Annotated in this window: 10 protein-coding genes; all 10 read right to left on the reverse strand. The window is 68.8% G+C overall.

Annotation, left to right across the window (positions count from 1 at the left end):
• Positions 1 to 3162: an efflux RND transporter permease subunit gene (locus AC06E7_RS06220; RefSeq protein WP_478063540.1), complete on the reverse strand. Its 3162-nt coding sequence runs from the start codon at positions 3160 to 3162 to the stop codon at positions 1 to 3.
• Between the two features lie 35 nt (positions 3163 to 3197).
• Complete coding sequence (locus AC06E7_RS06225) at positions 3198 to 4178, reverse strand: efflux RND transporter periplasmic adaptor subunit (RefSeq protein WP_478063542.1); 981 nt, start codon at positions 4176 to 4178, stop codon at positions 3198 to 3200.
• Positions 4175 to 5518: a TolC family protein gene (locus AC06E7_RS06230; protein ID WP_478063544.1), complete on the reverse strand. Its 1344-nt coding sequence runs from the start codon at positions 5516 to 5518 to the stop codon at positions 4175 to 4177. The genes AC06E7_RS06225 and AC06E7_RS06230 overlap by 4 nt, the downstream gene beginning before the upstream one ends.
• Before the next feature lie 55 nt (positions 5519 to 5573).
• Positions 5574 to 5978, reverse strand: a complete 405-nt coding sequence (locus AC06E7_RS06235; RefSeq protein ID WP_478063545.1) for a DUF2946 family protein — start codon at positions 5976 to 5978, stop codon at positions 5574 to 5576.
• Positions 5979 to 6036: 58 nt separating this feature from the next.
• A complete protein-coding gene (locus AC06E7_RS06240) occupies positions 6037 to 7260 on the reverse strand; it encodes a membrane-targeted effector domain-containing toxin (RefSeq protein ID WP_478063547.1) in 1224 nt (407 codons plus the stop codon).
• A 162-nt stretch (positions 7261 to 7422) separates the two neighbouring features.
• Entirely contained in the window at positions 7423 to 9204 is a 1782-nt protein-coding gene (locus tag AC06E7_RS06245; RefSeq protein ID WP_478063548.1) for a DUF885 domain-containing protein, read from the reverse strand.
• A gap of 510 nt (positions 9205 to 9714) precedes the next feature.
• Positions 9715 to 10056 (reverse strand): lipid-A-disaccharide synthase N-terminal domain-containing protein, encoded by a 342-nt coding sequence (locus tag AC06E7_RS06250; RefSeq protein ID WP_068847856.1) that lies wholly within the window; start codon positions 10054 to 10056, stop codon positions 9715 to 9717.
• Complete coding sequence (locus AC06E7_RS06255) at positions 10056 to 10778, reverse strand: glycosyltransferase family 2 protein (RefSeq protein ID WP_478063550.1); 723 nt, start codon at positions 10776 to 10778, stop codon at positions 10056 to 10058. Before AC06E7_RS06255 ends, AC06E7_RS06250 begins: the two co-directional genes overlap by 1 nt.
• Positions 10779 to 10865: 87 nt before the next feature.
• On the reverse strand, positions 10866 to 11831 hold the full coding sequence (locus tag AC06E7_RS06260; RefSeq protein ID WP_217537487.1) for an NAD-dependent epimerase/dehydratase family protein: 966 nt from the start codon (positions 11829 to 11831) through the stop codon (positions 10866 to 10868).
• Between the two features lie 54 nt (positions 11832 to 11885).
• Positions 11886 to 12191, reverse strand: a complete 306-nt coding sequence (locus AC06E7_RS06265; protein WP_068847862.1) for a helix-hairpin-helix domain-containing protein — start codon at positions 12189 to 12191, stop codon at positions 11886 to 11888.
• Between the last annotated feature and the right edge of the window lie 30 nt (positions 12192 to 12221).

Raw genomic sequence — 12221 nt, forward strand, 5'->3', positions numbered from 1 at the left:
CTACTGCCTGCGGTGCAGCCAGCGGTACAGCACCGGCAGCACCAGCAGGGTGAGCAGCGTGGAGGAGACGATGCCGCCGATCACCACCGTGGCCAGCGGGCGCTGGACTTCGGCGCCGGCGCCGACGTTGAAGGCCATCGGCACGAAGCCGAGCGAGGCCACCAGCGCGGTCATCAGCACCGGACGCAGCCGGCCCAGCGCGCCTTCGCGTACCGCATCGGCCAGGGGCATGCCGCCCTCGCGCAGGCTGCGCACGAAGCTGATCATCACCAGGCCGTTGAGCACCGCGACGCCCGAAAGCGCGATGAAGCCGACGCCCGCGGAGATGGAAAGCGGAATACCACGCGCGGCCAATGCAAGCACGCCACCGGTGAGCGCCAGCGGTACACCGCTGAACACGATGGCCGCATCCTTGACCGAGCCGAACGCCCAGAACAACAGCGCGAAGATCAGGATCAGGGTGACCGGCACCACGACCGCCAGGCGCTGGCTGGCCGAGATCAGCTGCTCGAAGCTGCCGCCGTACTCGATCCAGTAGCCATCGGGCACCTGTACATCACGGTTGACCGCCTGCTGCAGGTCACTGACGAAGCTGCCCAGGTCACGATCGCGCACGTTGGCGGTGACCACGATGCGGCGCTTGCCGTTCTCGCGGTTGATCTGGTTCGGCCCCTCGCTGTTGGCCAGCGTGGCCAGCTCGCGCAGCGGCACGGTACGCGCGGTGCCGCTGGTCCAGCCGCCGGCCTGGCTGGATTCGTCGGCATCGCCTTCCAGTGCCGGGGCCAGCGATACCGGCAGGTCGGCCAGTGCGGCCGGGTCCTGGCGCAGCGCCTCGGGCAGGCGCACCACGATGTCGAAGCGGCGGTCGCCTTCGAACAGCTGGCCGGCCACCTGTCCACCCACGGCGGTGGCCACGGTGGACTGCACCTGGCCCGGGTTGAGCCCGTAGCCGGCCAGCGCGCTACGGTTGGGAGTGACGGTGAGCAGCGGCAGGCCGCTGGTTTCTTCCACGCGCACATCGGCCGCGCCGGGCACGCTGCCGGCCACGCTGGCGATTCGCTTGCCCACCTTCAGCAACGTCTCCAGGTCATCGCCGAACAGCATTACCGCCACGTCGGCACGCACGCCGGAGATGAGCTCGTTGGTGCGCATCTGGATCGGCTGGGTGAACTCGTAGTTGTTGCCGGGCAGCTGCTCGACCGCTGCTTCCAGCTCAGCCAGCAGCGTGGCGCGCGGTTTGCGCGGGTCCGGCCAGTCCTTGCGCGGTTTCATCATGATGAAGGTGTCGGCCACCGAGGGCGGCATCGGATCGGAGGCCACTTCCGGGGTGCCGATCTTGGAAAATACTTTGCTCACCTCCGGGAACCGCACCAGCCGGTTTTCGATCAGCTTCTGCATCTCGACCGACTGGGTCAGGCTGGTGCCGGGAATGCGCATGGCATGCATGGCCACGTCGCCTTCGTCCAGGTTGGGCACGAACTCGCTGCCCAGCCGGGTGGCAAGCAGGCCGCAGCCCACCACCAGCACCAGCGCGCCACCCACCATCCAGCGCCCGCGCCGCAGCGAGAACGCCAGCAGGGGTTCGTAACGCCGGCGCACCCAGGCCATCACCCGGTTTTCCTTCTCCTGCACGTGGCCGCCCAGGAACAAGGCGATGGCGGCCGGCACGAAGGTCAGCGCCAGCACCATCGCGCCGCTCAACGCGAGCACCACGGTAATGGCCATGGGGTGGAACATTTTTCCTTCCACGCCCGACAACGCGAAGATCGGCAGGTATACGGCAGTGATGATGCCCAGCCCGAACAGGCTGGGGCGGATCACTTCGGCGGTGGCGCTGGCGGTTTCGGCAAAGCGCTCTTCGCGGGTCATGTCGCGGCCGAGTGCGTGCTGGCGCTCGCCGAAGCGGCGCAGGCAGTTTTCGATGATGATCACTGCGCCGTCGACGATCAGGCCGAAATCCAGCGCGCCCAGGCTCATCAGGTTCGCTGATACGCCCCCGCGCGCCATCCCGGTGAGGGTAAACAGCATCGCCAGCGGGATCACCGCGGCGGTGATCAATGCGGCGCGGAAATTTCCGAGCAGCAGGAACAGCACCACGATCACCAGCAGTGCGCCTTCCACCAGGTTCTTGGCCACGGTCTGGATGGTGCGGTCCACCAGGGTGGTGCGGTCGTAGCTGGCGGTGACGGTGACGCCGGCAGGCAGGCTGCGTTGCGCCTGTTCCAGACGCGCGGCCGCGGCCTGGGCCACATCGCGGCTGTTGGCACCGATCAGCATCACCACCGTGCCCATCACCACTTCATGGCCGTTCTGGGTGGCGGCGCCGCTGCGCAGCTCGGGGCCTTCGGCGACCTCGGCGACGTCGTGCACGTGGATCGGCACGCCTTCGCGACGTGCCAGCACGATGTTGCCGATTTCCTCCAGGTTGGCCACCTGGCCGGGAATGCGCACCAGGAACTGCTGCCCGTTGCGTTCGATGTAGCCGGCGCCGACGTTCTGGTTGTTGCTTTCCACGGCCTGGACCACGTCTTCCAGGGTGAAACCCAGCGCACGCAGGCGGGCCGGATCGGGCGTGATGTGCACCTGGCGCTGGAAGCCACCGATGGTATTGACCTCGGTCACGCCCGGCACGTTGCGCAGCTGTGGGCGGATCACCCAGTCCTGCAGCGTGCGCAGGTCGGTGGCGGTGTAGGCGCTGCCATCGGGTTTACGCGCCGCCGGATCGGCGTCGATGGTGTACATGAAGATCTCGCCCAGACCGGTGGAGATCGGCCCCAGCTGCGGGTCCAGCCCGGCCGGGATCTGCGACTTCACCTGTTGAAGGCGTTCGGCCACCTGTTGCCGCGCGAAGTAGATGTCGGTGCCGTCTTCGAACACGACGGTGACCTGCGACAGCCCATAGCGCGACAGCGAGCGTGCCTGTTCCATCCGTGGCAGGCCGGCCATCACGGTTTCCACCGGGTAGGTGATGCGCTGTTCGGCTTCAAGCGGCGAATAGCCCGGGGCGGCGGTGTTGATCTGCACCTGGACGTTGGTGATGTCCGGGGTGGCATCGATGGGCAGCTTGGTGAAGCTCCACGCGCCCACGGCGATCAACGCCAGGGTCAGGCTCATCATCAGCCAGCGATGGGCGATGGAGGCGGCAATGATGCGCTCAAGCATGGCGATGCCCTCCACGCCCGGGGATGGTTGCGTGCTCAATGCTCATGCGACGCTCCCGCCTTGCCGATGTCGGCCTTCACCACGTAGCTCTGCCCGGTGACGACTTCATCGCCGAGGGTGAGGCCCTCCAGCACTTCCGCCTGGTTGGCGTCGCGCGCGCCGAGGCGCACTGGACGGGCGGTGTAGGTCTCGCCGGTGCGTACGAACACCACGTCCTTGCCTTCCATCGTCTGCAGCGCGCTGAGCGGCACCACCTGCGCGGCGGGCCGTGTCGCGACCACGATGCGCGCCTTCACCGCCGCGCCCGGCCGCCACAGGCCGTCGTCGTTGCGCAGCGTGGCGCGGGCCACGGTGCTCTGGCTGGCGGTGGCGGTGCCGGGCAGCACGCGTTCCAGCATGGTGGCCTGGGTGACCCCGTCGGTCATCCGCGACACGGTGACCGGTACGCCGGCAGTGATGTGCTGGGTGTCGTTGCCGAAGATGTGCAGGTCCACCCACAGCGTGGACAGGTCGCCGATCTCGAACAGCGGCGTGCCCTCGCCCGCCACCCCGCCGACCTGCGCCTGGCGGGCCAGCACCACGCCGCTGATGGGAGCGCTGACCGTGTAGGTGGTCAGGCTGAGGTTGCTTTCGATGCTGGCCAGCACCTGGCCGGCCGCGATGCGATCGCCGACATTGGCGCGCAGCGAGCGGATCGGGCCGGGGAAGCGGGCCATCACCTGGGCCACGCGGCCGTCGACCGGGGTCAGCAGGCCCTGCACGTCGTGTTCGTCGGCGATGGTGCCGGCGGCGACCGGGGTGACCTTGATACCGGACTGCTCGGCCATCGCAGCAGGGATGGTGGTGCTGTCCGATGCGTCGTCGTGGTCCTCGCCCGCTTCGGTGTGGCCGGGTTCGCCGTGGCCGGCGTCCGGGCTGGCCGGTGCCGTGGGCGCTTCCTTGGCACAGCCGGCCAGTGCGAGCAGGCACAACAGGAGGGCGGCGATGCGCGCCGCGCGGGGGATCGAAAGGTTCATCGGCGGTCCTCCGTGGACACGGTCGCGGTAGCGGGAGCGGTGCTGGCGTGGGCAAGCAGGCCCTGCCCGGTCAGCCGTTGCAGTTCGATGAGTGCGGTCTGTGCGGCGATGGCGGCATCGAGCTGGCGTTGCCGCGCCTCGATGCGCATGGCCTGCAGCTGCGCCCACTCCATGTAGCTGATGGCACCGGCACGCCAGGCCTTTTCGGCGGCGTTCTCGGCACGCCGCAGGTGCGGCAGTACATCGCTCGCCATGCGGGTGACTTCCAGCCGCGACGTTTCATAGCGTCCGTGCGCTTCGGCCAGGGTGGTGTACAGCTGCAGCGCGCGCGCATCGCGTTCCACCCCGTTGAGGGCGAGCTCGGCTTCGGCTGCGCGGATCTCCGGACCGGCGCGGCGCATGCTCCCCAGTGGCACGCTGAAGCCGCCGACCAGCGCGGTATCGCCGCTGTCGCGGCTGTTGCGCACGCCGACCTGCCAGCTGATATCCGGCCGTGCCTGGGTGCGTGCCAACTGCAGCTGGGCTTCGCGCACGCGGCGTTCGCCGGCCAGCACGGCCAGTTCCGGGGTGCGCTGCAGTTCGTCGGCAAGGATATCGAAGGGTTGCAGGGCGGGCAGCTGCAGCGGGTCGCCGCTGACCACGTCGAAGCCGGGCTCGCGCTCACGCCACAGCGCCGACAGCGCGAGACGCGCGGCGCGGTCGGCCTGCATGGCGCGATCACGGTCCACTTCGGCCTGCGCCAACATCGCCTGCGCGGTCATCAGCACCGATTCGGGCGACGCGCCGGCCTGCAGGCGCATCCGGGCGGCGGCGACCGCGCGGCGACGCTGGTCGATATCGGTGTCGGCAATGGCGAGCTGCGCGCGGGCTTCGGCAATGGCGAGATAACGCTGGGCCACGGCGGCCATCAGGTCCAGCCGCGCGGTTTCGCGCTGCGGTGCCAACGCGTCGAGATTGGCCTGGGCAAGTACCCGGCGGGCATCCAGCTTGCCGCCGCGCTCCAGCACGCCGGCCAGGGTGACGGTCAGTTCGGCGGCGTCGAAGCCACGGCTGCCACCGGTGCCCAGCGCATTTTCCAGCTCAACGCCGACGGTCAGTGGCGGCCCGAACGCGGCCGCCTCACGGCGCGCTTCCCAGACCGGGCGCTGGGCATCGGCCAGGCGAAGGTCGGGGTGGTAGCGGGCGACGCGGGCGATGGCCTCGTCCAGGGTCAACGGGGGGGCCGCCGCCGCTGCAACGGGCAATGCTGCTTGGGCGGAACGGGTAACAGGCGCGGTGCCCTGCGCATACGCGCACGGCACGAGCGCAATGGCAGCAACGGCTGCCAGACGCATCCACATGGGAATCTCCAGAAAGCGGTTCAGAGGTGAAGCCGCGGCAAGGCGCCGCGTGGCATCACACCGCTATCGGGGGGCGCAGCAGGCTCTCGGGCGGCTGGGCAAGCAGCTGCGCGGTCAGGCCGACCGGCACGGCGTGCGCCGGTGCGGCCGGTAGCGACCAGGCCGATGCCGCCAGCGGCAGCACGCCGCCATGGCCATGGCAGTGCCCGCAATGGACCAGCGCGTGCAGCAGGCGCGCGCCGTCATCCTCGTCCGCATGGTCAGCCTCTGAAGCGGCCGCGGCCACGTCGCCCGGTTCGGCATGCGACACCGCATGCGACAGACCGGCGGCCCCGGCGTGCGACAGCGCATGCAGGTCGCCCAGTGCCGACGCGAGCGCGCCACCGGCCGTGCCGAACAGCACCACCGCCAGCATCAGCAGGCGGACAGGCAGCGACAGGCGGTGGCGCAGGCGGGACATCATGGCCGCAGGGTAACGACGGCCGCCCCCGTTACACAATCGCAGCGGCGGCGCGCGTTCATGCCGTACGGGCCGGCGGTGGCGCGTGGTGCGCCTGGCGCAGTGCGCGCAGCCGCAGCGCATCGGCCGCACTGCAGGGTGGGGACGTGTCCGGCCGCGCGCGACCGTCAGCCGCCGGCACCTTGAGCAGGTAGTCGCACTGCAGTTCGCCGCCGCTGCTGCGCACGGCGGGCGGCACGGTCCGGCCAGGATCGCAGCCTGCCTGCAGCCGCTGGCTCCAACCGGGGCTGGTCTCTTCCACGCGAAGGCTGGGCACGCCCAGACGCTCGGCGATGCCGACAATGTCGTTGAAGGTACCGGCGTGGGCGTTGCCGACCAGCGCCACCCAGCGCTGCGGTCCCGGCTTGCCGGCCTGCCTGCGCTGGTCGTGCGCGATCCGCGCAGCCGCGACGTGGTTCAAGAGCTTGACCCGGATGTCCGGAAGGGCGGCCGCGCTGATTCCGGCGTGGTCGTGGACACCCCGCAGGTGGTAGCTGGCCATCAGGTCGAGCGCGACGACGCGCATGCCGACCTTGAAGGCGGCGTCGACCAGATCGCGGAAGGTCGCGCCGCAGGGCGCGTGGGTCGGGTGGCCGCTCTCCTGCCCCGCCAGGAAGCGCGCCAGGTCGGGGGAAAGCGTGCCACTGCGGTGCAGGCGGTCGAGGTCGGCCTGGTGGAGGTCGCCCTGGAGGTGCTCCAGGTACAGGGTGTCGACCCCAAGATGGCGCAGCAACGCCATGTGATCGATCAACAGGCGCCTGCTGGACGGGCTGCAGGCCACCTCGCCCAGCACCAGTCCTTTCGCGCTGCCGAGCAGCTGCCGCAGCAGGTCCGCTTGCGTGCGTGCCGGTGCGAGATCGTGCGGGTCATGCCGACCGGTACACACCGGAGGCGGGCTGCCGAGGGCGGCCTCCACCAGCTGCGCGCGTTTGGCGAAGAAGCTGTCGAGCGCCGCGCGCTCGGGGGCTGCAAACGGCATGGTGTAGTCGGGGTCGAGCAGCCTGCGGTGCCGCTGCAGCAAAGCGGCCAGGGCCTGGCCATGCTCGGGGGCGAGCGTGAAACGCTGCAGGGGATCGGGGCCGGCTGCACCCATGGACGTCGAGGCGCGGGTGGTCGGTGGACGCTGGCCGTCCGGCAGGTTGCGCAGGCTCAGCAGGGTCGGTTCCGCGTGGCGATGGGCTGCCTTGTTGGCGGTGGTGTGGCAGAACAGGCGGTGGTGCAGTGCGGACAGGGCATCCAGCATGGTCAGGCTCCTTGGGGGGAAACGCGCGCCCGGGGGCGCGCCCTGACCAGCCTAGTCATCTGCCACTGCAGCGCTGCGACGCGCTATGCAGTTTCGTCATCGCGGCGCGGGCCGTGTGCCGATGCGTGCGCGAGCGCACATCGGCACCGACCAGTTGCGACATCAGGGCGCGCGGCGCGCGTCGATGTACGCGCGGATCTGCGCATCCAGCACCGGCAACGGCACCGAGCCCTGGCTGAGTACCGCGTCGTGGAACGACTTGACGTCGAAGCGGTCGCCCAGCGCCTTTTCGGCCTCGCCGCGCAGGCGCACGATCGCGATCTCACCCAGCTTGTAGCTGAGTGCCTGGCCCGGCCACGAGATGTAGCGGTCCACTTCGGTGGTCACTTCGTGCTCGCTCAGCGCGGTGTGGTCGCGCAGGTAGGCCAGCGCCTGCTCGCGGGTCCAGCCCTTGTGGTGCACGCCGGTATCGATCACCAGGCGCGCGGCACGCCACATTTCATAGGTCAGGCGGCCGAAATCCTCGTACGGGGTTTCGTAGATGCCCATTTCCACGCCAAGCTTCTCGCTGTACAGGCCCCAGCCTTCGCCATAGGCGGAGATGTAGGCGTTGCGGCGGAACTCGGGCTGTTCGCCCTGCTCTGCCGCCAGCGCACCCTGCAGGGCGTGGCCCGGGTCGGACTCATGCAGGGTCAGCGCGGGCAGGTTGTACAGCGGGCGCGCCGGCAGGTTGTAGGTGTTGACCCAATAGGTGCCCATGCCGCCACGGCCGGCAGTCCAGAACGGGGCGATATCCGGCGGCACCGGCACGATGGTGAAGCGTGCGCGCGGCAGGGTCATGTACTTGCCGATCACACCGTCCACGCGCTTGGAGATCCAGGCGGCGCGGTGCAGCAGTTCGTCTGGGGTCTTGGCGTAGAACTGCGGGTCGGTGCGCAGGAAGGCCAGGAAGTCGGCGAAGCTGCCCTTGAACTTGACCTCCTTGATGACGTCGTTCATTTCCTTCTGGATGCGCGCCACTTCCTTCAGGCCGATCTCGTGGATCTGCTGCGGGGTGAGGTCCAGCGTGGTGTATTCGTGGATCTGCTGCTGGTAGTACGCCTTGCCATCGGGCAGCGCTTCGGCGGCCAGGGTGGTGCGCGCCTGCGGCACGTACTCACCGACGAAGAAGGTGCGCAGCTTGACGAAGGCCGGCACCACGCTGGCGCTGATGGCCTGGCGGGCCCGCGCCTGCAGCTCGGCCTGTTCGGCGGCGGGGATGCTGGTCGGCAGCTTCTTGAACGGCGCATACAGCGGCGACTGGGTCGGGTCCTTCAGCTCGGCCACGGTGGCGATCGAGACTTCACGGCCATCGAGCACCGCGCGCGGCACGCTGAAGCCGCGCTTCAGGCCGGCGCGCATGTTGTCGGTCTGCTGGTCGAAGTAGCGGGGTACGTCGTTGAGCCGGGCGATGTAGTTGCGGTAGTCGGCGGCGGTCTTCAGCTCGCGACGCGCCATGAACGAAAGGTTGGACCAGAACGAAGAATCCGAGTTGAACGGCATCTCGTAGCCGCGCAGGCGCACTTCTTCGGCCAGGTTGAACACCTGGTCGCGGTAGATCGCGTAGTTGACCTGGTTGGTGGGCGAGAGCGCCTTGATATCGACCTTGCCGAGCTGGGCCAGCACGTCGTCCCACACCGCAAGGCGTGCCTGCTGCGCGGCCGCGCCCACGTCCGGCATGCGGGTGGCCGTGGCCGGGCCATCACCGTCTTCACTGGCTTCGCCGCCACCGGCCTGGCGCCAGGCCCATTCCTTCTCGTAGATGGCGCGGAACGCCGCGTCGGCCGGCGATTCGGTGGCCAGGCTGGCCGGCGCGACCGCCGGTGCCGCAGGGGGTGCGGCCAGTGCCGCATGGGCAGGAAGGGCCAGGGCGAACAGCAACGCAGCAACGAGCGGTGATTTCACGAGCAGGGGTTCCCGGGGGACGGCAAACCCCGATCATGGCACCCCGATCCAGCGCGCGCATGGATCAAAGGTCCTGCCCGCGAAGCGGGCAGGACCGGGGATCGGCCGCAGGCCGAGACCCGAGCGCCGAAGGCGCGGGTAGCGCCGACTGTTAGTCGGATGCTCTTATCTTGATGTTGTTCTTGATTCCGGCGAAGAGCAGCCGACTAACAGTCGGCGCTACCGGGCGGGCGCCGAAGAGCAGCCGACTAACAGTCGGCGCTACCGGGGGGGCACCGGGTATCCGCCGGGTACAGGCCGTACCGGGGGGCACCGGGTATCCGCCGGGTACAGGCCGTACCGGGGGGCACCGGGGTATCCGCCGGGTACGGGCCGTACCGGGGGGCACCGGGTATCCGCCACGTACGGGGCGTACCGGGCGGGCACCGGCTATCCGCCGGGTACGGGCCGTACCGGGTGGGCGCCGGGTGTACGCCGGGTACGGGCCGATACCCGCGAGGTTCGCAGCCCTCAGTGTTCGGCTTTATCCCGCTTCCACCCACGGTGCTGGATATCCAGCTTCAAGCTGTAAAGCGCGGTAAACGCCGGAAACAGGTTCTGCAGCACCCCCACCGAGTCCTGCTTGGCCGAAAACAGGAAGTAGCTCAGCGTCATCAGGCTGCCCACCACGCTCATGTACCAGAACAGGCGCGGGATCACCGGCTTGCCGGCCCGGCGCGAGGCGACGAACTGCACCAGCCAGCGGCCGCCGAACATCAGTGCGCCGGTATAGCCGATCAGCTTCCAGCCGGTCACGTGCAGCCCGGTCCAGAACAGCCAGCTCAGCGGTTGGTCGAGCCAGTGCAGTTCCATCAGCGCTCTTCCACGGCCGTGCGCTTGCTGCGCGTGATCAGCCAGGCCACCCCGCGCAGGTCGCGGATCCCGACCAGCGCGCGGCCGAGGTTGTTGTACTTGGACACCCCGGCGGTGCGGTGGCGGTGGTTGACCGGCACGCTCACCGTCTTCCAGCCCGCCCGCTGCATCAGCGCGGGCAGGTACCGGTGCATGTGGTCGAAGTACGGCAGCTCCAGGAACGCGGCACGCTCGAACAGCTTGATGCCGCAGCCGGTATCGGGGGTGTCGTCATGCAGCATGCGGGCGCGGATCGCGTTGGCCCACCTGCTGGCCCAGCGCTTGCTGCCGCTGTCCTGGCGGTTGACGCGCCAGCCAGCGAACAGCTTCACCTGCGGCTCGGCGGACGCACGCGCGGCCAGCAGCTTCGGAATGTCTGCCGGGTCGTTCTGGCCGTCGCCATCCAGCGTGGCGATCCACGGTGCGCGGGCGTGCTTGACCCCGTTCTTCACCGCGGTGCTCTGCCCGCTCTGGCTGACATGGTGCAGGACCCGCAATTCGGGGTTGGCCGGCTTCAACGACTCCAGCACGGCCAGGGTGTCGTCGCGCGAGTGATCGTCGACGTAGACGATCTCGAAGTCCACCTGGCCGCGCAGCGCCGCGGTGATCTCTTCGATCAGGGGCTGTACGTTGTCGCGTTCATTGAATACCGGGACGACGACCGACAACTGGGGTTGGCTCATGATCGGGCTCTGCGAAAGGCCAGGAATGAAAAAGACCGCGCATTTTCCGAGATCAAGGTTATCCGAAGATGAACCCGGCGATGTGAGTCAGGCGCGATCACCGAAATAGTCGCGGCACCAGGCCACCACCGGCGGCAGGCCGCGCTCGATCGGGGTGACCGGTTCATAGCCGAAAGCGTCATGGGCACGACGGGTGTCGGCCATGGTGCGGACCATGTCGCCGGGCTGCATCGGCTTGTAGACCTTCTGTGCCGGGCGTCCAGCGGCGGCCTCGATGACCCCGATGAAGTGTTCCAGCTCGATCGGGGTGTGGTTGCCCAGGTTGAAGACACGGTGCGGTACGTCCTCGCTGGACGGATGCGCCAGCGCGCCGAGGATACCGGCCACGATGTCGGAAACATGTGTGAAGTCGCGCTGCATCCTGCCGTCGTTGAACACGTCGATGGGGCGCCCGGCCAGCACCGCGCGCGAGAACAGCAGCGGCGCCATGTCGGGGCGGCCCCACGGGCCGTACACGGTGAAGAAGCGCAGGCCGGTGGCGTGCAGGCCATACAACTGCGCGTAGGTATAGGCCATCAACTCGTTGGCCGCCTTGGTCGCCGCGTACAGCGAGCGCGGCTTGTCGATGCGCTGGTCTTCGGAGAACGGCGGGGTGGCCGAATCACCGTAGACCGAGCTGCTGGAGGCGTACACCAGGTGGGACACGCCGCGATGGCGGCACAGTTCCAGGATGTTGACGAACCCGGTCAGGTTGCTGTCCACGTAGGCGTGCGGGTTTTCCAGCGAATAGCGCACACCGGCCTGCGCGGCCAGGTGGATCACCCGGGTCGGCTGCACCTCGTCGAACAGCGCGGCCAGGCCATCGCGGTCGGTCAGGTCCAGCGCGCGGATATCGGCGTCCGGGCACAGTGCCGCCACGCGATCGCGCTTGATCTGCGGGTCGTAGTAGTCGTTGTAGTTGTCCAGGCCGACCACCGTGTGCCCGGCATCGAGCAGGGCACGCACGGTATTGGCGCCGATGAAGCCTGCAGCGCCGGTCACAAGAAGGGTCATGGCAGTCGTCCCGGAAAATCCAGGCGACAGAATAACGCCGTTACCGGTACGTCACTACAGGCTCAGCGGCGCTTCGCGCGCCAGCGTGGCCTTGCGTTCCTTGCTGAAATCCCACCAGGGACGCGGGGCTTCGCCCTGCATGAAGCGCACGATGGACAGGAACACATCGATCACGCACGGGTCGTGCAGCACCCCGGTGCGCATGCACAGCTGCGCGTACATGTCGTAGGCATCGCGGCCGCGCACGTGCGCGGGGACACGGATCCCGATCAGACGAAGATCCTTCTCACAGGCCGGCCCGACATTTGGCAGGTCGGTCAGGCGCAACAGATGGTTGCGATCGACCTTGGTGGGGTTCATCAGGTAAGTGGGTTCCCTCTTGCGTGGCGG

This window comes from Stenotrophomonas sp. Steno-Z4 (assembly GCF_056393145.1).